Here is a 23,612-nt window from a genome sequence, read left to right on the forward strand (position 1 = left end):
GGTAAACAGAATCGCAAATCGAATAGCGCAGTTTTGTCGGGGGGGAATGGCCCTGGTAACGGTGGCTGCACTCACCGTGGTGGCAGCTGGCGCACGGGCTCAGGATGAGGGCGCTGTCCCTGCCTATATCCCGGGTGCGGATGCCGGCGCTCAGGCGACGGAGCTACGCCGCCGCGAGCAGCAGTTTATGGATCGCCCGATGCAGCTTGCGCCGGCGCCGATCAATGAAATTGAGGTGGAGGGAGACCCTGCTGATCTGGAAGGCCCGGTATTTGAGTTGCGCAGTGTGCGCTTCAGTGCGTCTGAGTTGCTGAGTGAGCAACAACTCCGGGACATCGTATTGCCATACCTGGGGCAGCAGGTGGCGCATAGCCAGCTGATGGAAATTGTTGAGGCGGTAAACCGTACCTATCGCGAGGCTGGGGTTTACACCGCGGTTGCGGTCTTGCCGCAGCAGGAAGTACGCGAAGGTGTGGTCGTGATCCGGTTAATCGAAGGCAAACTCGGACAAATTCGATTCGAGGGCAACGAATATACCTCTGAGGCGTTCCTTTCCCAGTGGATGGCCCGGCACCAGGGGCAGGAAACCGTCGATATGCCGCGCCTGCAGGCGGATATCCTCGAGTTTAACCGGGTTCACGATGAGCGCATCCGCGCCGAGCTGCGCCGGGGAGAGTCCTTCGGATTGACCGATATTGTGGTGACCGTTCAGGAGCCGGAGCGCGGATTTTTTCAAACGTTCGCAGACAACTATGGCTACCAGAGCTCCGGTCGCGAGTCCCTCGGATTTATGTACCGTCGTCAGAATTTGCTGAGCGACGGTGACCGCTCAATCGCCTACCTGTCTGGCAGTGAGGGCGCCCAGTCTCTCAGCCTGAGTTACAACCGCCCAATGGCTGGATCCCGCTGGCGCCTCGGCGGCAGTGCATCCGTGACACGCACGGATTTGACCGAAGGCGATTTTGCCACTTCGAATGTTCAGGGTGATTCTCACCGCCTGGGTCTGGAGTCCTCCTGGCTCGCCTGGTCTGGCGAGCGTGTGTGGCTGAACCTGCTGGGAGCGGCAGGCTACACCCGCTCGACTACCGAGATTGCCGGTGTGGTGTTCAGTGATGACGCGATTCTGCAGGGGCAGCTGGGTGCCGACCTGAACTGGGTGGGGAGAAACTGGCAGGTTACCGGTCGCCAGATGCTCGCCTATACCGACTTTAATGATAAATCCGATGTGGGCGATGCGCGCCAGAGTACCGAGGAAACCTTGTATAACGGCAGCCTAACCGGCTACGTTCGGGCGGGTAACAGCGGTTTCTATGGATTGTTCATTTCCGCCTGGCAATTCAGTGACGATGCTCAGCTACCCGGTTCCCTGTCGTTTTCGCTCGGCGGTCCTGCCAGTGTCCGCGGGTATCTCCCCAGCGCGGTGAGTGGTGACCGCGGCTGGTATGGGCAGACAGAAATCCATTACGACGGCTGGCGCCCCTGGGATGTGACCGTCGAGCCGTATCTGTTTTACGACTACGGTGAAACCAAATCCCTGGATCGCCGCCAGGACGGCGCGGAAGATATTCATGTGAAAACTGCGCTGGGTGCTGTAGGGGTTGGCCTCGCCCTGTCCGGGCGTCTCTGGTCTCTGTCCATGAACTACGCGGAGCCCTCCAAAGAGGCCATTCCCGAGCAGGACACTGCGGTGTTCTATGCCCGGGTCAGTATTCGTTACTAACGCTCTTTAAAAGCACCAGGACGAAAAAAGCCGCAGCGAGTACGCTGCGGCTTTTGCGTTTATGGTACAGCACCGGAGGTGCATGGCTCGTTACAGCGCGCCTTTATGCCATGGGCCGCGAATAGCAAAGGTCACGCCGGGGGACTGCACATTGGCAAACAGCCAGTCACCATAAAAGGTGGCGCCGGCCCATTCCCGTGAACGGAAATCGCCGGTGTGACTGTCGTGGAAGTGCTCCCGGGTGCCGGGATAAATTGCATCGATTTTGTCCAGGTCGCCGTCTGCCAGCTGAATACGGTTCTCTGCAAAAGGAAAGGTCTCACCACCGCGGCTGAGGCCGATCAGCCGCTTGGGGTCCGAGCGCCCATCTTCACACAGAATAATGCCGCCCCGGGGGCTGATGGCGATATTGTCCGGGCCGTCCACATCCGATGCATCGGTCGATTCATAAGCCAGCGTGAGGGTCTCCCGGCGCGGGCTGTACATCCACACCTGCCCGAGTCCGGCGGTACCGCCGTCGGTGGATACGAAGTAAATATTGCCGCTGTCCTCCCAGCAGCCCTCGCCGCGGGAAAAAATGGCTGCGTTGGGGGCCGAATCAAAAGCGCGGCCGTGGATGCCTTCCGGGTCTGTCACCAGCTCCCAGGTCACATCAAAAGTGTCGCCGAGGGTGAACCCGCCGCGGAAATTTTTGGAGGGAGCATTCTTGGCCACCAGGGCGTACAGGGCTCCGCCGTCGCGTAGTCCTTCACCGCGGCGGTGGCGGCTGCGCCAGTTACGGTGTCCTGCGCCGGGCTGCACGTACTTATAGAAGGCGCTGCTGCCCGCGTCTTCGGTTTCGTACACGATACCGGTACGGGGATCCACGGCGACGGCTTCGTGGGAGAAGCGCCCGGCCGCGCGGATGGGTTGACCGTTACTGATGCCGAATGCGGGGACATCGAAGATGTAGCCGTGGTTGTATCCGTCGGGGCGCCAGGTGTGGAAGGTCTCTTCACAGGAAATCCAGGAGTCCCACGGGGTCGGGCCGCCGGAACAATTGCGGATTGTGCCGCCGAGACTGGTATAGCTGTGGGTGAACTGACCGCGCACCAGGTCAAACTCGGGAGTGGTGGTACCGCCATATTCGGCCGGGTTATACATGCCACCATCGACCAGGCATTGATTGCTTTCACCCGCAGACAGTTCATGGTTGCGGACCATGGCAATGGTGCGGCCCCGGCGACCGCAAACGGCCATTCCGTCATGATCCGTGGGGGGTGGGCCGTCCGTCGTCCATCAACTGTCCGGTCCAGCCGAATGACAGATACTCGAAGCCGACTGGCAGGGCCAGCAGGGTGAGCCCTGTCGACTGACAGGTCGCAGGCTTCAGCGGGCCGTAATCGGGGGAGTGTGGCTTGCGGTAGCGTTCGCGCTCTCCGCGCCCGCGATCGTGGTGGTTGCGCGCCTCCGCGGAGAGGGCGCCAAAGGCGAGACTGGCTGCGCCGCCGATAAGGCTGCTGCGAACAAAGCCCCGTCGGCTGAGGGTGTTGGTTTCTTTGCGAGCCTGGTTGTCTGCTTGCAGCTCCGCCATTTCATTTGGGTCGAAAGTCTCCATACGATCTTCCTTATTTGTTACGCCTGTTGAGATTGTGTGTTGGTGGTTCGAGGTGGTCCTCGCGGTGCAGGCTGCGAGACGTCTGTGACCGCCAGCGGGGCGTCGTGTGAAGCTTTTGCGACCGGAGAGGAATAGGGCAAGGGATCATAGGATCAAGGGGATACAGGCGCCCCAGGGAGCGCGACTGACTGTTTGGTTATGTCCGTGCTTGTTTCTTTATATATAGATACGGAAAAGCCGGAGGGCGCTGGCTCGCGAGCGATAGGGCACCACTGGAAACTATCCGGATAACTGGTTGACAGGCCAAAAATTCACCCGTAGACTTCGCGCTCCTTTTCGCCCGCCCTCGGGGCTGCGTAAAAGGACGTTCTTTAGATTTACAACTGGAGTTTGATTCCATGCAGGGTCAACGCATCCGAATTCGCCTGAAGGCGTTCGATCACAAGCTGATCGACGCGTCTACTCAGGAGATCGTAGAGACGGCCAAGCGCACTGGCGCACAAGTACGCGGTCCCATCCCGCTGCCGACTCGCAAAGAGAAGTACACCGTACTGATTTCTCCGCACGTCAACAAGGACGCGCGTGACCAGTACGAAATCCGTACTCACAAGCGTTTGCTAGACATCGTAGAGCCTACCGAGAAAACCGTTGACGCGCTGATGAAGCTCGATCTGGCGGCCGGTGTAGAGGTTCAGATTAGTCTCGGCTAACACTTCAAATTAACTACCGAATCCCAGGCGAAAAAGGTCTGGGTAGTGTAACGCTCTGAAATTGGGCGGCCGCAGTGGGTTAAAGCCCCGTGCACTGAGAGGTTGAAAAGATGACTATAGGTATTGTCGGCCGCAAGAGCGGCATGACTCGCATCTTCACTGAAGATGGCGCTTCTATCCCGGTAACTGTTATCGAGGTAGCTCCGAATCGCGTCACCCAGGTGAAAACCGTGGAAACTGATGGCTACTCCGCAGTTCAAGTGACTGTGGGTGCTCGTAAGGCTTCCCGTGTCTCCAAGCCCGAAGCGGGCCACTTCGCCAAAGCCAATACTGAGGCTGGCACTGCTCTTTACGAACTGCGCACTGACGGTTCTGAAGAGTCCTTCGACATCGGTTCTGAAATCACTGTATCTGGCTTTGAAGCCGGTCAGAAGATTGACGTAACCGGTACTTCCAAAGGTAAAGGTTTCCAAGGCGGCGTTAAGCGCTGGAACTTCCGTACCCAAGACGCTACTCACGGTAACTCTCTGTCTCACCGCGCTCCCGGTTCTATCGGTCAGTGCCAGACTCCTGGCCGCGTGTGGAAAGGCAAGAAGATGGCCGGTCACATGGGTGCCGAGCGTGTTACCACGCAAAACCTGGAAGTAGTTCGTGTGGACGCCGAGCGCAACTTGCTGCTGGTCAAGGGTGCCGTACCTGGCGCACCTGGCGGTAACGTTATCGTTCGTCCGGCAGTTAAAGCCTAAGTCTGAGGGGAAATAGATATGGAACTGAATATCGCAACTCCCGAAGGCGCTAAAGGCACTGTTGCAGTCTCTGAAGTGGCTTTCGGTCGTGAATTCAATCAGGACCTGGTACACCAGGCAGTCGTCGCCTATATGGCTGGCGCTCGTCAGGGCACCAAGGCTCAGAAAAACCGCGCTGCGGTTTCCGGCGGCGGCAAAAAGCCGTGGCGTCAAAAAGGTACTGGCCGTGCTCGTGCCGGTACTATCCGCAGCCCGCTGTGGCGTTCTGGTGGCGTAACCTTCGCCGCTGAGCCGCGTGATCACAGTGTTAAGCTGAACAAGAAAATGTACCGCGCTGCACTGCGCTGCATTCTCTCCGAGCTGGCTCGTCAGGAGCGCCTGGTTGTGGTTGAGTCCTTCGACGTTGAAGCGCCGAAGACCAAGCAGCTGGTAACCAAGCTGGCACAGTTCGATCTGTCTGAAGCGTTGATCGTGACCGAAGAGGTAAATGAAAACCTCTACCTGGCCGCGCGCAACCTGCACAAGATCGACGTTCGCGACGTACAGGGTATCGATCCGGTAAGCCTGATTCGTTTTGACAAGGTCGTGGTTACCGTTTCTGCACTGAAGAAAATTGATGAGGTGCTGGGATGAACCAAGAGCGAATCTACAAAGTATTGCTGGGTCCGGTAATTTCCGAGAAAGCTGCTGTGCTGGCGGATGCCGCCAACCAGGTAGTGTTCAAGGTGACCACCGATGCCACCAAGGCTGAAGTAAAAGCTGCGGTAGAAAAGCTGTTCAACGTAACTGTTGAGCAAGTTCGCACCGTAAACGTTAAAGGCAAGACCAAGCGCACCCGCTACGGCATGGGCGTGCGCAATGATTGGAAAAAAGCCTACGTTCGTCTGGCCGAAGGCAGCGACATCAACTTCGAAGCCGCTGAGTAAAGGGGAAATTTGCAATGGCTATTGTAAAAACAAAACCGACCTCTGCCGGCCGTCGTCACCTGGTCAAGGTTGTTAATTCCGACCTGCACAAAGGTGCGCCTTACGCTCCGCTGGTTGAGAAGAAATCCAAGACCGGTGGCCGTAACAACAACGGTCGCATTACCACCCGTCACATCGGTGGTGGTCACAAGCATCACTACCGTATGGTGGATTTCAAGCGCAATAAGGATGGCATTCCGGCCACCGTTGAGCGTCTGGAATACGATCCTAACCGTACCGCGCATATCGCCCTGGTGTGCTATGCCGACGGTGAGCGTCGTTACATCATTGCACCGAAAGGCCTGAAGGCCGGTGCCAAGATCCAGTCTGGCGACGCTGCGCCTATCGCTGTAGGTAACACCCTGCCGCTGCGCAACATCCCGGTTGGTTCCGTGATTCACGCTATCGAGCTGAAGCCTGGTAAAGGTGCTCAGCTGGCCCGCTCTGCCGGTGCCTCTGTTCAGCTGGTTGCCCGTGAAGGTCAGTACGCGACTATCCGTCTGCGCTCTGGCGAAATGCGTAAAGTGTTGTCTGAGTGCCGCGCCACCCTGGGTGAAGTGAGCAACTCTGAGCACAGCCTGCGCAAACTGGGTAAGGCTGGTGCCAAGCGCTGGCGTGGTGTTCGTCCTACCGTTCGCGGTGTGGCGATGAACCCGGTAGACCACCCGCACGGCGGTGGTGAAGGTCGTACCTCCGGTGGCCGTCACCCTGTGACGCCTTGGGGTGTTCCGACCAAGGGTAAGAAAACGCGTAAGAACAAGCGCACCGACAACATGATTGTACGTCGTCGCGGCAAGTAATTCTCAATAGAGAGTTAGTCGCGCACGATGTGTGAGCATCTAAAGAGGAATCTAAAGTGCCACGCTCATTAAAGAAAGGTCCCTTTATTGATCTACATCTGATCAAAAAGGTGGAGGCAGCGATCGAAGCCAATGATCGCCGGCCGATTAAAACCTGGTCCCGCCGTTCCATGATTATGCCGGAAATGGTGGGCCTGACGATTGCTGTTCACAACGGTCGTCAACACGTACCGGTACTGGTCAACGAAGAAATGGTTGGCCACAAGCTGGGTGAATTCGCTGCTACCCGCACTTACCGTGGCCACGCCGCGGACAAGAAAGCGAAGAAGCGCTAAGCCGAGGTTATAGAGATGGAAGTACAAGCAAAATTACGCGGTGCTCGTCTGTCGGCACAGAAAGCGCGTCTGGTAGCTGATCAGATTCGCGGCAAAGGTGTCGAGGAAGCCCTGGACATCCTGGCTTTCAGTCACAAGAAAGGTGCTGCGATCGTCAAGAAGGTTCTGGAATCTGCAATCGCCAACGCTGAGCACAACGACGGTGCTGACGTTGACGAGCTGAAGGTTTCCACCATCTTCGTGGATGAGGGTATGACCATGAAGCGCATTAAGCCGCGTGCCAAGGGTCGTGCCGATCGTATTCTTAAGCGTACTTGTCACATTACTGTGAAAGTAGCCGAGAAATAAGAGAGCAGGCGAGAAAACCATGGGACAAAAAGTACATCCTACCGGCATTCGTCTGGGTATCGTTAAAAAGCATACCTCTGTTTGGTATGCCGGCAGCGACGAGTACGCAGACAAGCTGTACACGGATCTGAAAGTTCGCGAATTCATTCGCAAAAAACTGGCCCACGCTTCCGTGAGCCGCATCGAGATCGAACGTCCGGCCAACACCGCTCGTGTGACCATTCACACTGCGCGTCCGGGCATCGTGATCGGTAAGAAAGGTGAAGACGTAGAGCGTCTGCGCAACGAGGTGAGCAAGCAGATGGGTGTGCCTGTGCACATCGACATCGAAGAAGTGCGCAAGCCTGATCTGGACGCAACCCTGGTTGCCCAGAACGTTGCTCAGCAGCTGGAGCGTCGCGTTATGTTCCGTCGTGCTATGAAGCGCGCCGTACAGAACGCTATGCGCCAGGGCGCTGAAGGTATCAAGATTCAGGTTGGTGGTCGTCTTGGCGGTGCCGAGATTGCCCGTACCGAATGGTACCGTGAAGGCCGTGTGCCGCTGCACACTCTGCGTGCCAACATCGACTACGGCACTTATGAAGCCAGCACTACCTACGGCATCATCGGTGTGAAAGTTTGGATCTTCAAAGGCGAAGTCATCGGTGACGAAATCCCCGAAGAGAAGCCAGCGAAGACTCGCAAGAAAGCTGCTAAGTAAGGGGTGCGCAGATGCTACAACCGAAGCGTACAAAATTCCGCAAGGTACAGAAGGGTCGCAACCGCGGTCTTTCGCAGCGCGGCTCTAAAGTGAGCTTTGGCGAGTTCGGCCTTAAGGCCATCGGTCGTGGACGCATTACTGCGCGTCAGATCGAAGCGGCTCGTCGCGCAATGACTCGTCACGTTAAACGTGGCGGTAAGATCTGGATTCGTGTGTTTCCGGACAAGCCCATCACCAACAAGCCTCTCGAGGTTCGGATGGGTAAAGGTAAGGGTGGCGTTGAGTACTGGGTTGCCCAGATTCAACCAGGAAAGGTCCTCTATGAAATGGAAGGCGTTTCTGAAGAATTGGCTCGCGAAGCTTTCGAGCTCGCCGCAGCCAAGCTGCCTGTAAAGACAACTTTCGTTAAGCGTTCGGTGATGTAATGAAGACTGCAGATCTACGCTCAAAGTCAGTTGAGGAGCTGAACCAGGAACTGCTGAGCCAACTTGAAGCACAGTTCAAGCTGCGCATGCAGAAATCCACTGGTCAGCTGACTCAGACTCATCTGCTGAAGCAGACTCGTCGCGACATTGCTCGCATTAAGACTGTGTTGACCGAGAAGGCAGGTAATTAATCATGGCTGAAGCAAAACTGAAGCGTACTCTGACCGGTAAGGTCGTGAGTGACAAGATGGATAAAACCATCACCGTTTTGATCGAGCGCCGTGTTAAGCACCCGATCTACGGCAAAATCGTGAGCAAGTCCACCAAGCTCAAGGCACACGACGAAAACAATGAGTGCGGCATCGGTGATGTTGTGACCATTGAAGAATCTCGTCCGCTGTCCAAGAGCAAGTCCTGGTCCTTGCAGACTATTGTAGAGCGTGCGGCGAAGGTTTAATCCTGGCCCATTGACTGTGAAGACCTAAACAGGTTTTCGGAGAGGAACAATGATTCAAGCAGAATCCTACTTAGAAGTAGCTGATAACAGTGGGGCTCGCCGTGTCATGTGCATCAAGGTGCTGGGCGGCTCCCACCGTCGCTACGCTGGCGTTGGCGACATCATCAAGGTAACCGTTAAGGAAGCAATTCCCCGCGGTAAAGTGAAGAAAGGTCAGGTGATGAACGCGGTTGTGGTTCGCACCAAGAAAGGTGTGCGTCGCCCGGACGGCTCCCTGATCAAATTCGACGATAACGCAGCGGTGTTGCTGAACCAGAACCATGCTCCGGTTGGCACCCGTATTTTTGGCCCGGTAACTCGCGAGCTGCGCGGTGAGAAGTTCATGAAGATCATCTCCCTCGCTCCCGAAGTTATCTAAGCCACGAGCGGAGAAGAGTAATGCGCAAGATCAAGCGTGACGATGAAGTGATCGTTATCGCCGGTCGCGACAAGGGCAAGCGTGGCACCGTACGTAAGGTGTTGAACGATGGCCGTCTGATCGTATCCGGTGTCCAGATGATCAAAAAACACCAGAAGCCGAACCCCCAGCTGGGCGTTGCCGGTGGAATCGTTGAAAAAGAAGCCGCTATCCAGGCTTCCAACGTTGCCATCTTCAACCCGAATACCCAAAAAGCTGACCGGGTAGGCTTCAAAGTACTGGAAGATGGCACTAAGATCCGCGTCTTCAAATCCAGCGGCGAAGCCGTTGACGCATAAGTCAGGTGGAAAAAATGGCAAGGCTTAAAGAGCTCTACACCAAAGAACTCGCGTCCAAGCTGAAAGAAGAGCTGGGACTTGAGAACGTAATGTCCGTGCCGCGCATCACCAAAATCACCGTCAACATGGGTGTCGGTGAAGCCATTGGTGATAAGAAGGTACTGGAACACGCAGTCAGTGACATGACTGCTATTACTGGTCAAAAACCTATTGTGACCAAAGCGCGTAAGTCAATCGCGGGCTTCAAAATCCGTGAAGACTGGCCGATCGGCTGCAAGGTAACTCTGCGCGGTGAGCGTATGTATGAGTTCCTGGAGCGACTGATTGGTATCGCGATCCCACGTATCCGCGACTTCCGTGGCATTAGCCCGAAGCAGTTCGACGGTCGTGGTAACTTCTCAATGGGTGTAACCGAACAAATCATCTTCCCGGAAATTGACTACGACAAAGTAGACAAGATCCGCGGTCTGGATATTTGTATCACTACTACAGCAGCTAACGACGACCAAGGTCGCGCACTGCTGAAAGCATTCAACTTCCCTTTCAAGGGTTAAGAGGATTCCATGGCGAAGAAATCCATGATTGCGCGTGAGAACAAGCGCGCTCGAACCGCAGCTAAGTACGCTGAAAAGCGTCAAGAGCTGAAGGCGATCATCGCCAGTGCCAACGCTTCCGATGAGGAGCGTTGGGAGGCTCAACTCAAGCTGCAACAACTGCCGCGCGATGCAAGCCCGGTACGTCAGCAACGTCGCTGTCGTATCACTGGTCGCCCCCACGCTGTATACCGCAAGTTCGGCCTGTGCCGTAACAAACTGCGTGAAGCCGCTATGCGTGGTGATGTCCCCGGTCTGGTTAAGTCCAGCTGGTAAAACGGCAGACTTGAGGAGTCTTAAGTAATGAGTATGCAAGATCCGTTGGCAGATATGCTGACCCGCGTCCGCAACGCTTTGGCGCGCGGCAAGGGCAGTGTTTCTATGCCTTCTTCAAAACTGAAAGTAGCCGTAGCCAACGTACTGAAAGACGAAGGTTACGTTACTGGCGTAGCGGTCGGCGAAGGTGCCAAGCCTGAGCTGACTATTGAACTGAAATACTTCCAGGGCAAGCCGGTAATTGCTGAGCTGGACCGGGTTTCCCGTCCAGGCCTGCGTAACTACGCAGGTAAAAAAGCATTGCCATCCGTTCGCGGCGGCCTGGGCATCGCTATCGTCTCCACCTCTCGTGGTGTGATGACTGATCGCGCAGCCCGTCAGGCTGGTGTCGGCGGCGAAGTGCTCTGCACCGTATTCTAAGCGGGGGTTAATATGTCTCGAGTAGCTAATAGTCCCGTAAGTATCCCCGCTGGCGTGTCCGTTGACCTGAAAGGTCAGGACATCGCTGTTAAAGGTGGTAATGGTAACCTGAACTTCAACATCCACTCTGACGTGGAAGTGAAGCAGGAAGAAAACCAGCTGACCTTTGCTGCACGCAACGGTTCCAAGCAGGCACGTGCCCTCGCCGGCACCACCCGCGCGCTGGTTAACAATATGGTGGTCGGCGTCAGTCAGGGTTTCGAAAAGAAACTGCAGCTGAACGGTGTAGGTTACCGTGCGAAAGCATCTGGTAAATCCGTGAACCTGACTCTGGGCTTCTCCCACCCGGTAGATTACGACCTGCCGGAAGGTGTTACCGCAGAAACCCCGAGCCAGACTGAAGTTGTACTGAAGAGCAGCGATAAGCAGCTGTTAGGTCAAGTGGCCGCAGAGATCCGCGCATTCCGTCCGCCGGAGCCCTACAAAGGTAAGGGTGTCCGCTACGCCGATGAGCGCGTGTATCGCAAAGAGGCCAAGAAGAAGTAAGGCATAGATATGAACGTTAAGAAGCAATCCCGCTTGCGTCGTGCACGTCGTGCCCGCGCCAAGTTCCGTGAGCTGGGCGCCGTTCGCCTGACAGTGAACCGCACTCCCCGCCACATTTACGCACAGATCCTGTCTGCCGACGGCGACAAGGTATTGGCCACTGCCTCTACTCTGGACAAGGACCTGCGTGAAAGCAAAACCGGTAACGTCGACGCTGCTACAGCTGTTGGTACCCTGATCGCTGAGCGTGCGAAAGCCGCTGGCGTTGAAACGGTAGCCTTCGATCGTAGCGGCTTCAAATACCATGGCCGTGTTAAGGCCCTGGCAGACGCTGCCCGTGAAGCCGGTCTGAAATTCTAAGGGTTGAGTTATGGCTAGAGATAAAGTCGAGAAGAGCAACGACGAAGGCCTCCAGGAGAAACTGGTCCAGGTCAACCGTGTTGCCAAAACCGTAAAAGGTGGTCGTATCTTCGCGTTCACCGCTCTGACCGTAGTTGGCGATGGCAATGGCCGCGTTGGCTTTGGTCGTGGTAAAGCGCGCGAAGTGCCAGTTGCCATCCAGAAAGCTATGGAAGCTGCACGTCGCAACATGATCCAGGTAGACCTGAACGGTGACACCCTTCAGTATGCTACCAACGGTCGCCACGGCGGTTCCAAGGTATACATGCAGCCCGCTTCCCAGGGTACCGGTGTAATTGCCGGCGGTGCCATGCGCTCCGTACTGGAAATGGCTGGCGTCCACAACGTACTGGCAAAGTGCTACGGCTCTACCAATCCGGTAAACGTCGTCCGCGCTACCTTCAGTGCTCTGGGCAAAATGAGCAGCCCGGAAGACGTTGCCGCCAAGCGTGGCAAGTCTGTGGAAGAAATCCTGAACTGATTCGGTTTGGGTCGCAGCCGCTCTATCGCTGCGACCCACTCTGAACTTGCTTTGAGTGAATGAGTCATGGCTAAGAAGACCATCAAAGTAACCCAGGTCAAAAGCATCAACGGTCGTCTGAAGAATCATCAGGCGTGTGTTGCTGGTCTGGGTTTGCGCCGCATTGGTCACACTGTGGAAGTGGAAGACACTCCCTCTGTGCGCGGCATGATCAACAAAGTGAATTACCTCGTAAAAGTAGAGGAGGCGTAACATGCGTTTGAATGAACTGTCTCCCGCTGAGGGTCACAAGCACAGCGCCAAGCGCGTTGGTCGCGGCATCGGTAGCGGCCTGGGTAAAACCGGTGGCCGTGGCCACAAAGGTCAAAAATCCCGTTCCGGCGGTAGTGTTCGTCCGGGCTTCGAAGGCGGTCAGATGCCTTTGCAGAAGCGCCTGCCGAAGTACGGTTTCTCCTCTCGCGTCGGCCGCTTTGTTGCGGAAGTGCGTCTGGCGGAGCTGGCCAAGGTTGAAGGGGACACGATTGATTTGGCAGCGCTGAAGAATGCCGATATTATCGGCAACCACATTAAGCGCGCCAAAGTGTTCCTGTCTGGTGAACTGACCAAAGCGGTTACCGTGAAAGGTCTGGGTGTCACCAAAGGTGCTAAAGCGGCCATCGAAGCTGCTGGCGGAAAAGTAGAAGACTAAATCGAGGCCCCAATGGCACGACCAGGATCTGGTGTTAACTCCCTGGGCAACGGCAAGGGATTAGGCGAGCTTTGGGCTCGCCTTCGTTTTCTGTTTCTCGCGATTCTTGTTTATCGCATAGGGACCCATATTCCGGTGCCCGGTATTGATCCGGAAAAGCTGGCGAACCTGTTTAACCAGAACCAGGGAACCATCCTTGGTCTGTTCAACATGTTCTCCGGTGGTGCACTGGAGCGGATGAGTATTCTGGCGCTCGGCATCATGCCTTACATCTCCGCGTCCATCATCATGCAGTTGATGACCGCGGTAACGCCTTCACTGGAGGCGTTGAAGAAGGAAGGTGATGCAGGCCGGCGCAAGATCAACCAGTACACCCGTTATCTGACGGTTTTGCTGGCCCTGATCCAGGGTATCGGTATGACCTTTGGTCTCGCCGGTCAGAACCTGGCTTACTCCGCGGAACCGGCATTCGGATTTTACTTTGTGGCCGTAGTGTCACTGGTTACCGGTGCAGTGTTCATGATGTGGCTGGGTGAGCAGATCACCGAGCGCGGCGTCGGCAACGGCATTTCCATGCTGATCTTTGCCGGTATCGTTGCGGGTCTGCCCAGTGCCATCGGTCAGGCTTTCGAGCAGGCGCGTCAGGGTGAGTTACACATCCTGATGCTGCTGGCCATCGGCTTTGTTGCACTGGCGGTTGTCTACTTCGTTGTAGTGATGGAACGCGGCCAACGTCGCATCACCATCAACCACGCCCGCCGTCAGGCTGGTCGTTACTCTCAGGCGCCGGCGGCTCAATCCAGCCACCTGCCTCTGAAGGTCAACATGGCCGGTGTGATCCCGGTGATCTTCGCCAGCAGTATCCTGCTGTTCCCTGCGACTCTGGCGCAGTGGTTCGGCCAGGGCGGCGAGGGCATCGGTGCACAGATTCTGCAGTGGATGGCGCTGCAGTTGGGCCCGGGTCAGCCGCTGAACATTATCCTGTTCGCACTGCTGATCGGCTTCTTCTGCTTCTTCTATACGGCGTTGATGTTCAACCCGAATGAAGTGGCAGATAACCTGAAAAAATCCGGTGCATATGTGCCCGGTATTCGCCCCGGCGAACAGACCGCTCGTTACATCGACAGCGTGCTGACTCGTCTGACTCTGGTGGGTGCCTGTTACATCGCATTGGTATCCCTGCTGCCGCAGTTCCTGGTAGTTGGGCTGAACATTCCTTTCTATCTGGGAGGTACCTCGCTGCTGATCGTTGTGGTCGTAGTGATGGACTTCATGGCGCAAGTGCAGTCGCACCTGCTGTCCCACCAGTACGATGGGTTGATGAAGAAGGCAAATCTGCAAGGTTACGGCCGCCGTTGATCGGCAGCCGTCGCAGCAGGATTGAATTGAGGTAAGGTCATGAAAGTACGCGCTTCTGTTAAAAAGATCTGCCGTAACTGCAAAATCGTACGTCGCAAAGGTGTTCTGCGGGTTATCTGCAGCGCCGAGCCCCGTCACAAGCAGCGGCAGGGCTAATCGACGCTCCGGCGTCGATTAGCGCGACTCACCAGGGACGGTGAGTCCGGTGACCATATCAGGGATAGGGCTGGTCACCAATTGATCGTGAAAGTATTTGCCTCTTTGCACCGCCCCGTGTAAAAAGGCGCACCGCAGAGCGATATGCCTGCGGCGAAACTGGAAAGTCACCTTCGGGTGGTATGAAAGTTTCAAAAAAGGGGGCGTTGACTGTCGTCCGTTTTACCTTGGGTTCAGGCCCTGGGAAGGCGGGCTATTGCAATTTGGTGTATGAAAAGCTATTCTTGCGCGCCTTTTTGGTGGTGTTGATGGCTTTTTATTCGCTGTCAGCGCCGAAATGAGAAATGAGCTGCGCCATTACCAAGTTGCGCTGTTCACAATACGTGGAGTACGCCTCTATGGCACGTATTGCTGGTGTAAACGTACCAGACCACAAGCACGCCGTGATCTCCCTGACCCATATCTTTGGTGTCGGACGCACTACGGCCAAGTCTATTCTGGCAGCGGTAGGTATCGCTGAATCCACCAAACTTCGTGATCTGTCCGAAGACCAGATCGAAACCATCCGCGGTGAAGTTGCAAAACTGACCGTTGAAGGTGATCTGCGTCGTGAAGTTTCCATGAACATCAAACGTCTGATGGACCTGGGTTGCTTCCGCGGTCTGCGTCACCGTCGCAGCCTGCCGCTTCGCGGTCAGCGCACCAAGACTAACGCCCGTACCCGTAAGGGTCCGCGCAAGCCGATCCGTAAGTAACTCTTTGTTACTGCGTCGCGCAAGTCTTCACAAGTACAGGATTTAGGATACAGGTATGGCTAAGCCAAAAACTACTGTTCGCAAAAAGGTCAAAAAGACCGTTGTCGACGGTGTTGCCCACATCCACGCATCGTTCAACAACACGATCGTGACGATCACTGACCGTCAGGGCAATACTCTGAGCTGGGCTACCGCTGGTGGCTCCGGTTTCCGCGGTTCTCGTAAGAGCACCCCTTTCGCAGCCCAGGTTGCCGCTGAGCGCGCAGGTACTGCCGCTCAAGAGTACGGCCTGAAAAACCTTGATGTCGAAGTTAAGGGCCCCGGCCCTGGCCGTGAATCTGCCGTTCGCGCCCTGAACAACTGCGGCTACAAGATCACCAACATCACCGACGTGACGCCGATCCCGCATAATGGTTGTCGTCCGCCCAAGAAACGTCGCGTGTAAGAGGGGGTTGACGAAATGGCACGTTATATTGGACCAAAATGTAAGCTTTCCCGTCGGGAAGGTACCGATCTTCAGCTGAAAAGTGGCGTTCGCCCGCACGACTCCAAGTGTCGTGCAGAAACCAAGCCGGGTGTTCACGGCGCTGGTCGCGGCCGTCTGTCCGACTACGGTATTCAGCTGCGTGAAAAACAAAAAGTACGTCGTATCTACGGTGTGCTGGAAAAGCAGTTCCGCAACTACTATAAGGAAGCGGCGCGTCTGAAAGGTGCAACCGGTGAAAACCTGCTGCAACTTCTGGAAAAACGCCTGGACAACGTGGTTTACCGCATGGGCTTCGGCTCTACTCGTGCTGAAGCACGTCAGCTGGTATCTCACAAGGCGATTCTGGTGAATGGCGCTACCGTAAACATCCCTTCTTACTCTGTTAAAGAAGGCGACGTTATCTCCATTCGTGAGAAGTCCAAAAAGCAGATGCGTATCCAGAACTCCGTTTCCCTCGCTGCACAGCGCGGTGACGTTGAGTGGGTAGACGTGAACGCGACCAAGCTCGAAGGTACCTTCAAGCGTGTTCCGGATCGCGTGGATCTGCCGGCAGAGATCAATGAAAACCTTATCGTGGAACTCTACTCCAAGTAAGGCTCTGTTCCATTTAAGGAATAAAACTGTAATACAGGTATGGCTATGCAGACTGCTGTCAACGAGTTTTTGACACCTCGTCGTATTGACGTCACCGAGTACAACCAGAACCACGCCAAAGTGGTTCTGGAACCGCTGGAGCGTGGTTTCGGCCACACTCTCGGCAACGCACTGCGCCGCATCCTGCTGTCCTCCATGCCAGGCTGCGCCGTCACTGAAGTTGAGATCGACGGTGTTGAGCACGAGTACAGCGCAATCGAGGGTGTGCAGGAAGACGTTATCGAAATCCTGCTCAACCTGAAGGAAATTGCGGTGGTGATGCACGGCAAGGACCAGGCAGTGCTGAGCCTGAGCAAGAAAGGCCCAGGCGCGGTTACCGCTGGCGATATTCAGGTGGACCACGACATTGAAATCGTGAACCCTGAGCACGTTATCGCCAACATCACTGGCGACGTGGAACTCAACCTGCGTCTGACCGTCGCACGTGGTCGTGGCTACCAGCCCGCCGACGCGCGTCGCGAAGACGAAGAAGAGACCCGCGCTATTGGCCGTCTGCAACTGGACGCCTCTTTCGGCCCGGTTCGCCGTGTTTCCTACAGCGTGGAATCCGCGCGTGTAGAACAGCGCACCGACCTGGACAAGCTCGTTCTGGACCTGGAGACCAACGGTACTCTGGATCCGGAAGAAGCCATCCGTCGTGCCGCCACCATCCTGCAGCAACAGCTGGCAGTGTTTGTGGACCTGGAAGGCGAGAAGGATGCAGCGCCAGAAGCCAAGGAAGAGGAAGTTGATCCGGTGCTGCTGCGCCCGGTTGATGACCTGGAGCTGACCGTACGTTCGGCAAACTGTCTGAAAGCAGAAAACATCTACTACATCGGCGACCTGATTCAGCGTACCGAAGTAGAACTGCTGAAGACCCCGAACCTGGGTAAGAAGTCCCTGACCGAGATCAAGGACGTTCTGGCCTCCCGCGGTCTGTCCCTGGGCATGCGCCTCGAGAACTGGCCGCCGGCCAGCCTCAAGGGCGACAGCAAGCTGAGCCCCCTGTAAAGCGTTTGTGGCGCGGGTGATTCACCCACGCCATGTGAGAAACCCGAGTGGTGTGTGTCGTTAGCAGATACCACTCACAGACGACTTGCTGAGAAAGCAATTGAAGTCGTGAGGAATTGAGTTATGCGTCATCGCTATAGTGGCCGTAAATTCAGTCGTACCAGCTCTCACCGCAAGGCCATGTTCAAGAACATGACCGCTTCTCTGGTAGAGCACGAACTGATCAAAACCACACTGCCGAAAGCCAAAGAACTGCGCCGCGTTGCCGAGCCGCTGATCACCCTGGCCAAGAAAGACAGTGTTGCTAACCGCCGTCTGGCTTTCGCCCGTATCCGTGATAAGGATGCTGTGCGCAAGCTGTTCGACGAACTGGGTCCCCGTTACGAAGCCCGCCCGGGCGGATACATCCGCATTCTGAAATGCGGTTTCCGTGCTGGCGACAAGGCTCCAATGGCCTACGTTGAGCTGGTGGATCGTCCGGTTGCGGACGAGACTGCAGAAGCTGCAGAAGCCTAAAGCATTTTGTTTTAGGTTTTCGGAACTCGCATCAGCGGTTTCCGGACATGGAAAAGCCGGTCATTGACCGGCTTTTCTTTTATCCGCCCCATGTTTTTCTGAAAAGAGATTAGCCTCAGATGTTCCAGTCTCTCGATGATTTATTGAAAGTGCTCAATCCGCAGATTGTTGGCAGCCTCAAGCGTGCCATCGAATTGGGCAAGTGGCCGAATGGTGTCGCGCTGACTGCAGAACAGAAAATACTGTGCGGTGAGGCGATCGCCTACTGGGAGCAGCAACACGCGGCACCCACCGAGCGAGTTGGTTATGTGCCTCCCAAAGCGACCCCTTGTGCGGATAAGTCAGACGTAGAGGAAACGGTCACCTGGGTGAAATCCTAGGCTCTCTTCATTTTTTGCCTGAGGCATGGTGTACCCGCTGCGTAGGGACTTACAGCAGGTCAGGTAATTTCATCAGTAGACTGGCTTTCTCGCGCTGGATCTGCCGTGCTACCTCTGCATCGATCGTTTCCAGGTTCAGCGGTGTTCCAGCCGTCAACTGACCAAGCCGGTGGACGTCGGCACTGATGACATGTGCGATACGTGGGTAGCCGCCGATCGTCTGACCTTCCACAAAGCTGATAATGGGCAATCCATTCGGCGGTACCTGGATTGTGCCTGGGCACAAAGCGGAAGACACCTGCTGCGGCGCGCGCTCCTGGGGTAGGGGTTGGCCGTTCAGGCGGATGCCCATGCGGTTGCTCTGGGGGGAGACGGTAAAGTTCCCCGCACACAGTTGCTGCCGGGCGCCCTCTGAAAAGTAGTGTGCCTCGACACCGTCGACAGTGCGTAGCAGCGGTCGGCTCCCATAGTCCAGGCGGTACGGACCCGGAAGGCTGTGTGTCTTTTCTATTCGGCAATTGCGCAGGGGCAGCTGATCGCCAGCTTGCAGCGCGCGTCCCGCGAATCCGCCAAATCCGGCAATCACATTTGTGGAAAGGCTTCCCATACGGGGGGCGATGGCAAGCTCTGCTGCCAGAGCAATATACGCACGGGCCCCCGATCGGAGTGCGCCGAAGCGGAGGATGTCGCCGGGGCGCATCTGAAGTACCTGGTCGTTGCCCACCGGCGTGCCGTTGTGTAGGAGATCGAATTCTGCGCCGCAAATGACGATGGATAGCTCGCAGGTAAATTCCAGCTCCGGGCCGGTAAGGGCGACCTCAAGGCAGGGATGCGATAACGGGTTTGCGAGCAGCAGATTAGCCAGGGCCATGGCAAAAGTATCCGCCGCGCCACCTCGCGCCACCCCCCATCGCAGGTTGCCGGGGCGCCCCGCATCCTGAACAGTGGTCTGTAGGCCTGGTTTCAAAACGCGCAGGGTCACTGCTGTACTCCCCTTGTGGAAAGCGCGCAGAGTGGCATTTTTTCTGGCTCGGAATGCGGGTCGAATTGCGCAAATTCTTGCATGCTTATCTGCACAAATTTGACTCGGTCCAGGGGGCGGGCAATAAACGGCTGCGCCTGATCTGGCCGAAACAATGCCAGGGGCGTGCGGCCGATAATCTGCCAGCCACCGGGAGTGGCCTGGGGGTAAATACCAGTCTGCTTGCCACCGATCCCCACAGAGCCAGCTGGCACACTGAGTGCCGGTCGCGCCTTGCGTGGGCTGTGCAGCGAGGTATCCAGTCCGCCGAGGTAAAGGAACCCCGGGGTGAACCCGAGCATATGCACCAGGTATTGCGGTGCAGTGTGACGGGCGACGATTTCCGAAGCGGTCAGCCGGGACTGCGCACACAGTGCGGGCAAATCCGGTGCGAATTCGTCGTCGTAACACACGGGAATGCGGATCAGTTTGCGGGTGCCGGAAATCGACGTCGGGTGTGCAAGCGTCGTTTGGGTCAGCGACATCAGCGCGTCCAGCAATCTGGTGGTTTCTGTCACATGCAGCGGATCGAAGCATACAGTGAGACATTGGTAGGCTGGGACCAGCTCGGTGACGGCATCCAGGGAGGCCGTTTCGATAGCCTCGGCGAGGGCAATGATGGTCTCACTCAGCTGTTCACTGGGCTCGGCTGAAAAACGGATATCGAAGGCCGCGTCGCCATTTGGCAGTACCTCAAACCCCCTTGCTAACGGCATAGTCTGTACCCGGCGCGCTGCAGAGCCTGCTGGAGGTTTTGTGCAATCGATTCCGCCTGGGGGTTATCCCCGTGCAGGCAGATACTATCGACGGTAAATCGCAGCGGCTTTTTATCGATCGAGGAAAAGGTGGTGCCCGCGGTGAGCGCCAGTACCTGCCCGAGGCATTGATCAAAATCTTCGATAATGGCTTCGGACATGCTGCGGGGCGACAGCTGATGGTCGTTCAGGTAGCGGCGATCCATAAAACCTTCACGCAGCACAGGGTAACCGTGTCTGCGCGCCGCCCGTTCAACGGCTGCATTGGCGAGGGCAAGTATGTTCAACGTGGGAAAAGCCCGGCTAAACATGCGCACAAGGTCGTCGGCGAGGGTGTCATCGGCTTCGGCGTCGTTATACAGGGCGCCGTGCAGTTTGATATGGGTAAGCGCAAACTGTTCCTGAAGTGCCAGGCTTTGCAGCGCCTGAATCTGCTCCTGTACCGAAGCCAGTAGTGCCTGCCGTGGCATCGTCAGGGAGATGCGGCCGAAGTTTTTCCTGTCCGGATAGCCCGGGTGCGCTCCGGCGGCGATCTGGTGTCTGTGCGCATTGATCAGTGAAAGCCGCATGGTTTCGGCGTTGCCGGCGTGACCACCACAGGCGATATTGCAGCGGGAGATATACCGCATGATGCGCGCATCCCGCGCGCAATGCAGCTGGTCTTCTCCCTCGCCAAGATCGCAATTGATGTCTATGGTTTTCACAGTTTGCGTTCCGTGCCGTTGTCGTGGTGTGGTGTAGTTCTACTTTTTCAGCATGGGCTTCAGGAAGCGCCCTGTATGTGAACCTTTTACCTTCGCCACCTGCTCCGGTGTACCGGTGGCAATGATTTCACCACCGCCGGATCCGCCCTCCGGGCCCAGGTCTACGATCCAATCAGCAGTCTTAACCACATCCAGATTGTGCTCGATCACCACAATGGTGTTGCCGTGATCGCGCAGCCGGTGCAGTACGTCAAGCAGCAATTGAATATCGGCAAAGTGCAGGCCGGTGGTAGGTTCGTCGAGAATATACAGGGTTTGCCCGGTATCCCGTTTCGACAGCTCGCGGGACAGCTTAACCCGTTGCGCCTCACCACCGGACAGCGTGGTCGCAGCCTGGCCCAGTTTGATATAGGACAGGCCCACGTCCATCAGCGTCTGCAGTTTTTTGGCGATCGAGGGAACCGGGTCGAAGAATTCCCGTGCGTCCTCTACTGTCATCTCCAACACCTCGTGGATGCTCTTGCCCTTGTACTGAACCTCGAGCGTCTCGCGGTTGTAGCGTTTGCCTTTACAGGTATCGCAGGGCACGTAGATATCCGGCAGGAAGTGCATTTCCACCTTGATCACGCCATCACCCTGGCAGGCCTCGCAGCGGCCGCCTTTGACGTTGAAACTGAAACGGCCGGGCTTGTAGCCGCGGGAGCGGGCTTCCTGGGTGCCGGAAAACAGTTCGCGAATCGGAGTGAAAATACCCGTGTAGGTGGCGGGGTTCGAGCGCGGCGTACGGCCGATGGGGCTCTGGTCGATGTCCACGCACTTGTCGAAATGATCCAGCCCCTCGATCGCTTTGTGCGGTGACGCTTTCAGTGTGGTGGCCTTGTTCAGTGCGGTGGCCGCCAGCGGATACAGGGTGGTGTTGATCAGGGTGGATTTGCCGGAGCCGGACACGCCGGTGATACAGGTGAACAGGCCCACCGGAATTTCCAGGTCCACATTTTTCAGGTTGTTACCAGTGGCGCCTTTGATGCGCAGAAATTCGTCACCGACGGGGTTGCGCTTTTTCGGTACCGCAATCTGTTTGGTGCCGGAAAGGTATTGGCCGGTCAGCGAGCGCTCACAGGCAGCAATCTCGTCGTGGGTACCGGCGGCGACCACCTCGCCCCCGTGTACACCGGCACCGGGGCCGATATCCACAATAAAATCTGCCGCGCGGATGGCATCCTCGTCGTGCTCGACCACGATCACGGTGTTGCCGATGTCCCGCAGGTGGGTGAGGGTATTCAGCAGACGCTCGTTGTCCCGCTGGTGCAGACCGATGGAGGGCTCATCGAGAATATACATTACGCCCACCAGGCCGGCGCCGATCTGGCTGGCCAGCCGGATGCGCTGGGCCTCACCGCCGGACAGGGTTTCCGCGCTGCGGTTGAGGGTCAGGTAATTCAGTCCCACATCCACCAGGAAGCGGAAGCGGTCGCGCAGTTCCTTGAGAATCTTGTCCGCGATTTCTTTCTGCGCGCCCTTGAACTTGAGCTGGTTGGCAAAGTACTCAAATGCATCGCCCACCGGCAGCTCAGTAATCTGTGCCAGTGTTTGGTTGTCCACAAAGACGTTGCGCGCTTCGCGCCGCAGGCGGGTGCCGTGGCATTCCGGGCACTTCTGCGAGCTCAGGTATTTGGCCAGTTCCTCGCGCACAGACTGGGATTCGGTATCCCGGTAGCGGCGCTGGAAGTTGGGAATGATGCCCTCGAAGGTGTGGCGACGCACGGTGATATCGCCGCGGTCGTTGACGTAACTGAAATCAATCGGGGTGTCGCCGCTGCCGTGCAGGATCACAGCGCGATATTTCTTGGCGAGTTTTTTCCACGGTTTGTCCAGGTCGAAGCCGTAATGCTCGGAGAGAGAGTCGAGCATGTGGTAGTAGTAGATATTGCGTCTGTCCCAGCCGCGGATAGCGCCTTCTGAAATGCTGCTCTCGGGGTCGAGGATCACCTTGTCCTCGTCGAAGAACTGGTTGACGCCGAGGCCGTCACAGCTGGGGCAGGCACCGGCCGGGTTGTTAAAGGAAAACAGGCGCGGTTCCAGTTCGTCCAGTGAGTAATCACATACAGGGCAGGCGTGGCGTGCGGAGAACAGGTGATCATCGCGGTCGCCGTCCATAAAGCTGATGGACGCGATACCGTCGGTGAGGTTCAGGGCGGTCTCGAAGGATTCCGCCAGGCGCAGCTGCAGGTCGTCGCGGACCTTGAAGCGGTCCACCACCACCTCGAGGGTGTGTTTTTTGCGCTTGTCCAGCTTGGGTGTGTCGTCGAGATCGCACACGGTGCCATTGATGCGCGCGCGCACGAATCCGTCCCGCCGCAATTGTTCGAACACATGCAGGTGTTCACCTTTGCGGTCGCGTACCACTGGCGCCAGCAGCATCACCTTGGTGCCCTCCGGCAGCGCCAGTACATGGTCCACCATTTGGCTGATGGTCTGGGCCTGGAGCGGTACGTGGTGATCCGGGCAGCGGGGCTCGCCGACGCGGGCAAACAGCAGGCGCAGGTAATCGTAAATCTCGGTGATGGTGCCCACGGTGGAGCGCGGGTTGTGGGAGGTGGACTTCTGCTCAATGGAGATGGCCGGAGACAGGCCCTCTACCGTGTCCACATCCGGCTTTTCCATCATCGACAGGAACTGGCGCGCGTAGGTGGAGAGCGACTCCACATAACGGCGTTGGCCCTCGGCGTACAGGGTGTCAAAGGCGAGTGAGGACTTACCAGAACCGGACAGGCCGGTAATCACAATAAGCTTGTCGCGGGGAATATCCAGGTCGATATTCTTCAGATTGTGGGTGCGGGCACCCCTGACGTAAATCGTGTCCACTCGGATTC

36 protein-coding genes are annotated in these 23,612 nt (G+C 56.8%); 30 read left to right on the plus strand and 6 right to left on the minus strand.

Features of this window, described 5'->3' with window-relative positions; genetic code table 11:
- Window positions 1–46: 46 nt before the first annotated feature.
- Entirely contained in the window at window positions 47–1,720 is a 1,674-nt protein-coding gene (locus tag ACXAG1_RS15745; RefSeq protein ID WP_475090658.1) for a ShlB/FhaC/HecB family hemolysin secretion/activation protein, read from the plus strand.
- 90 nt (window positions 1,721–1,810) lie between these two features.
- Here ACXAG1_RS15745 and ACXAG1_RS15750 read toward each other — a convergent pair whose 3' ends face one another.
- Both ACXAG1_RS15750 and ACXAG1_RS15755 read right to left on the minus strand, forming a co-directional pair.
- Window positions 1,811–2,959 carry an alkaline phosphatase PhoX gene (locus ACXAG1_RS15750; protein WP_475120226.1) on the minus strand — a complete coding sequence of 383 codons (1,149 nt, stop codon included), beginning with the start codon at window positions 2,957–2,959 and terminating at the stop codon, window positions 1,811–1,813.
- Window positions 2,960–2,963: 4 nt separating this feature from the next.
- Window positions 2,964–3,317, minus strand: a complete 354-nt coding sequence (locus ACXAG1_RS15755) for a hypothetical protein (protein ID WP_475120227.1) — start codon at window positions 3,315–3,317, stop codon at window positions 2,964–2,966.
- A 398-nt stretch (window positions 3,318–3,715) separates the two neighbouring features.
- Between ACXAG1_RS15755 and rpsJ the strand changes: the two genes are divergently transcribed.
- The 29 genes from rpsJ (at window position 3,716) to ACXAG1_RS15900 (ending at window position 18,259) form a co-directional block, all read left to right on the plus strand.
- Entirely contained in the window at window positions 3,716–4,027 is a 312-nt protein-coding gene (gene rpsJ / locus ACXAG1_RS15760; protein ID WP_010133849.1) for a 30S ribosomal protein S10, read from the plus strand.
- Window positions 4,028–4,137: 110 nt separating this feature from the next.
- The gene (rplC, locus tag ACXAG1_RS15765) at window positions 4,138–4,773 is read left to right on the plus strand and encodes a 50S ribosomal protein L3 (RefSeq protein WP_475090656.1); all 636 of its coding nucleotides are present in this window, start codon (window positions 4,138–4,140) and stop codon (window positions 4,771–4,773) included.
- Between the two features lie 18 nt (window positions 4,774–4,791).
- Window positions 4,792–5,406: a 50S ribosomal protein L4 gene (gene rplD / locus ACXAG1_RS15770; RefSeq protein WP_255875714.1), complete on the plus strand. Its 615-nt coding sequence runs from the start codon at window positions 4,792–4,794 to the stop codon at window positions 5,404–5,406.
- Complete coding sequence (rplW, locus tag ACXAG1_RS15775; RefSeq protein WP_475090655.1) at window positions 5,403–5,699, plus strand: 50S ribosomal protein L23; 297 nt, start codon at window positions 5,403–5,405, stop codon at window positions 5,697–5,699. Before rplD ends, rplW begins: the two co-directional genes overlap by 4 nt.
- 14 nt (window positions 5,700–5,713) lie before the next feature.
- Window positions 5,714–6,538: a 50S ribosomal protein L2 gene (rplB, locus tag ACXAG1_RS15780; protein ID WP_475090653.1), complete on the plus strand. Its 825-nt coding sequence runs from the start codon at window positions 5,714–5,716 to the stop codon at window positions 6,536–6,538.
- A 56-nt stretch (window positions 6,539–6,594) separates the two neighbouring features.
- Complete coding sequence (gene rpsS, locus ACXAG1_RS15785) at window positions 6,595–6,873, plus strand: 30S ribosomal protein S19 (RefSeq protein WP_020411388.1); 279 nt, start codon at window positions 6,595–6,597, stop codon at window positions 6,871–6,873.
- Window positions 6,874–6,888: 15 nt separating this feature from the next.
- On the plus strand, window positions 6,889–7,221 hold the full coding sequence (gene rplV / locus ACXAG1_RS15790; protein WP_078084422.1) for a 50S ribosomal protein L22: 333 nt from the start codon (window positions 6,889–6,891) through the stop codon (window positions 7,219–7,221).
- A 19-nt stretch (window positions 7,222–7,240) separates the two neighbouring features.
- Window positions 7,241–7,921: a 30S ribosomal protein S3 gene (gene rpsC, locus ACXAG1_RS15795; RefSeq protein ID WP_255875713.1), complete on the plus strand. Its 681-nt coding sequence runs from the start codon at window positions 7,241–7,243 to the stop codon at window positions 7,919–7,921.
- 11 nt (window positions 7,922–7,932) lie between these two features.
- Entirely contained in the window at window positions 7,933–8,346 is a 414-nt protein-coding gene (rplP, locus tag ACXAG1_RS15800; protein ID WP_010133841.1) for a 50S ribosomal protein L16, read from the plus strand.
- On the plus strand, window positions 8,346–8,537 hold the full coding sequence (rpmC, locus tag ACXAG1_RS15805) for a 50S ribosomal protein L29 (RefSeq protein WP_043320803.1): 192 nt from the start codon (window positions 8,346–8,348) through the stop codon (window positions 8,535–8,537). The genes rplP and rpmC overlap by 1 nt, the downstream gene beginning before the upstream one ends.
- Before the next feature lie 2 nt (window positions 8,538–8,539).
- Window positions 8,540–8,803 carry a 30S ribosomal protein S17 gene (gene rpsQ / locus ACXAG1_RS15810; RefSeq protein WP_010133838.1) on the plus strand — a complete coding sequence of 88 codons (264 nt, stop codon included), beginning with the start codon at window positions 8,540–8,542 and terminating at the stop codon, window positions 8,801–8,803.
- 49 nt (window positions 8,804–8,852) lie between these two features.
- Entirely contained in the window at window positions 8,853–9,221 is a 369-nt protein-coding gene (rplN, locus tag ACXAG1_RS15815) for a 50S ribosomal protein L14 (RefSeq protein WP_043320805.1), read from the plus strand.
- A 20-nt stretch (window positions 9,222–9,241) separates the two neighbouring features.
- Complete coding sequence (gene rplX, locus ACXAG1_RS15820) at window positions 9,242–9,559, plus strand: 50S ribosomal protein L24 (RefSeq protein ID WP_066967187.1); 318 nt, start codon at window positions 9,242–9,244, stop codon at window positions 9,557–9,559.
- A gap of 14 nt (window positions 9,560–9,573) precedes the next feature.
- A complete protein-coding gene (rplE, locus tag ACXAG1_RS15825; protein WP_475090652.1) occupies window positions 9,574–10,113 on the plus strand; it encodes a 50S ribosomal protein L5 in 540 nt (179 codons plus the stop codon).
- A gap of 9 nt (window positions 10,114–10,122) precedes the next feature.
- Window positions 10,123–10,428, plus strand: coding sequence for a 30S ribosomal protein S14 (rpsN, locus tag ACXAG1_RS15830; RefSeq protein WP_043320810.1), 306 nt, complete (start codon window positions 10,123–10,125; stop codon window positions 10,426–10,428).
- A 27-nt stretch (window positions 10,429–10,455) separates the two neighbouring features.
- Window positions 10,456–10,848, plus strand: coding sequence for a 30S ribosomal protein S8 (gene rpsH / locus ACXAG1_RS15835; RefSeq protein WP_475090650.1), 393 nt, complete (start codon window positions 10,456–10,458; stop codon window positions 10,846–10,848).
- 12 nt (window positions 10,849–10,860) lie between these two features.
- Entirely contained in the window at window positions 10,861–11,394 is a 534-nt protein-coding gene (gene rplF / locus ACXAG1_RS15840; protein ID WP_475090648.1) for a 50S ribosomal protein L6, read from the plus strand.
- Between the two features lie 9 nt (window positions 11,395–11,403).
- The gene (rplR, locus tag ACXAG1_RS15845) at window positions 11,404–11,754 is read left to right on the plus strand and encodes a 50S ribosomal protein L18 (protein ID WP_043320815.1); all 351 of its coding nucleotides are present in this window, start codon (window positions 11,404–11,406) and stop codon (window positions 11,752–11,754) included.
- Window positions 11,755–11,764: 10 nt separating this feature from the next.
- On the plus strand, window positions 11,765–12,274 hold the full coding sequence (gene rpsE, locus ACXAG1_RS15850; protein WP_043320817.1) for a 30S ribosomal protein S5: 510 nt from the start codon (window positions 11,765–11,767) through the stop codon (window positions 12,272–12,274).
- 66 nt (window positions 12,275–12,340) lie between these two features.
- Window positions 12,341–12,526, plus strand: coding sequence for a 50S ribosomal protein L30 (gene rpmD, locus ACXAG1_RS15855; RefSeq protein WP_010133829.1), 186 nt, complete (start codon window positions 12,341–12,343; stop codon window positions 12,524–12,526).
- 1 nt (window position 12,527) lies between these two features.
- Complete coding sequence (gene rplO, locus ACXAG1_RS15860) at window positions 12,528–12,962, plus strand: 50S ribosomal protein L15 (RefSeq protein ID WP_475120228.1); 435 nt, start codon at window positions 12,528–12,530, stop codon at window positions 12,960–12,962.
- A 12-nt stretch (window positions 12,963–12,974) separates the two neighbouring features.
- On the plus strand, window positions 12,975–14,321 hold the full coding sequence (secY, locus tag ACXAG1_RS15865) for a preprotein translocase subunit SecY (RefSeq protein ID WP_475090646.1): 1,347 nt from the start codon (window positions 12,975–12,977) through the stop codon (window positions 14,319–14,321).
- Between the two features lie 39 nt (window positions 14,322–14,360).
- A complete protein-coding gene (rpmJ, locus tag ACXAG1_RS15870; protein ID WP_010133825.1) occupies window positions 14,361–14,477 on the plus strand; it encodes a 50S ribosomal protein L36 in 117 nt (38 codons plus the stop codon).
- Between the two features lie 398 nt (window positions 14,478–14,875).
- Complete coding sequence (gene rpsM / locus ACXAG1_RS15875) at window positions 14,876–15,232, plus strand: 30S ribosomal protein S13 (protein WP_299596269.1); 357 nt, start codon at window positions 14,876–14,878, stop codon at window positions 15,230–15,232.
- Window positions 15,233–15,287: 55 nt separating this feature from the next.
- Window positions 15,288–15,677 carry a 30S ribosomal protein S11 gene (gene rpsK / locus ACXAG1_RS15880; RefSeq protein WP_043320820.1) on the plus strand — a complete coding sequence of 130 codons (390 nt, stop codon included), beginning with the start codon at window positions 15,288–15,290 and terminating at the stop codon, window positions 15,675–15,677.
- Window positions 15,678–15,692: 15 nt separating this feature from the next.
- Window positions 15,693–16,313: a 30S ribosomal protein S4 gene (gene rpsD / locus ACXAG1_RS15885; RefSeq protein WP_043320821.1), complete on the plus strand. Its 621-nt coding sequence runs from the start codon at window positions 15,693–15,695 to the stop codon at window positions 16,311–16,313.
- A 45-nt stretch (window positions 16,314–16,358) separates the two neighbouring features.
- Window positions 16,359–17,363: a DNA-directed RNA polymerase subunit alpha gene (locus ACXAG1_RS15890; protein ID WP_043320823.1), complete on the plus strand. Its 1,005-nt coding sequence runs from the start codon at window positions 16,359–16,361 to the stop codon at window positions 17,361–17,363.
- A gap of 123 nt (window positions 17,364–17,486) precedes the next feature.
- Window positions 17,487–17,879: a 50S ribosomal protein L17 gene (gene rplQ, locus ACXAG1_RS15895; protein WP_010133817.1), complete on the plus strand. Its 393-nt coding sequence runs from the start codon at window positions 17,487–17,489 to the stop codon at window positions 17,877–17,879.
- A 119-nt stretch (window positions 17,880–17,998) separates the two neighbouring features.
- Window positions 17,999–18,259: a YeaC family protein gene (locus tag ACXAG1_RS15900; RefSeq protein ID WP_475090642.1), complete on the plus strand. Its 261-nt coding sequence runs from the start codon at window positions 17,999–18,001 to the stop codon at window positions 18,257–18,259.
- Between the two features lie 49 nt (window positions 18,260–18,308).
- Here ACXAG1_RS15900 and ACXAG1_RS15905 read toward each other — a convergent pair whose 3' ends face one another.
- From ACXAG1_RS15905 to uvrA, 4 genes are read right to left on the minus strand one after another with little or no spacing between them, the layout of a single operon-like run.
- A complete protein-coding gene (locus tag ACXAG1_RS15905; protein ID WP_475120229.1) occupies window positions 18,309–19,241 on the minus strand; it encodes a 5-oxoprolinase subunit C family protein in 933 nt (310 codons plus the stop codon).
- Entirely contained in the window at window positions 19,238–19,996 is a 759-nt protein-coding gene (gene pxpB / locus ACXAG1_RS15910; RefSeq protein ID WP_475090638.1) for a 5-oxoprolinase subunit PxpB, read from the minus strand. Before pxpB ends, ACXAG1_RS15905 begins: the two co-directional genes overlap by 4 nt.
- A complete protein-coding gene (gene pxpA / locus ACXAG1_RS15915) occupies window positions 19,987–20,739 on the minus strand; it encodes a 5-oxoprolinase subunit PxpA (protein ID WP_475120230.1) in 753 nt (250 codons plus the stop codon). The genes pxpB and pxpA overlap by 10 nt, the downstream gene beginning before the upstream one ends.
- A 39-nt stretch (window positions 20,740–20,778) precedes the next feature.
- Window positions 20,779–23,604: an excinuclease ABC subunit UvrA gene (gene uvrA / locus ACXAG1_RS15920; protein WP_475090634.1), complete on the minus strand. Its 2,826-nt coding sequence runs from the start codon at window positions 23,602–23,604 to the stop codon at window positions 20,779–20,781.
- Window positions 23,605–23,612 lie beyond the last annotated feature (8 nt).

This window comes from Microbulbifer sp. ABE4_465, assembly GCF_056160765.1.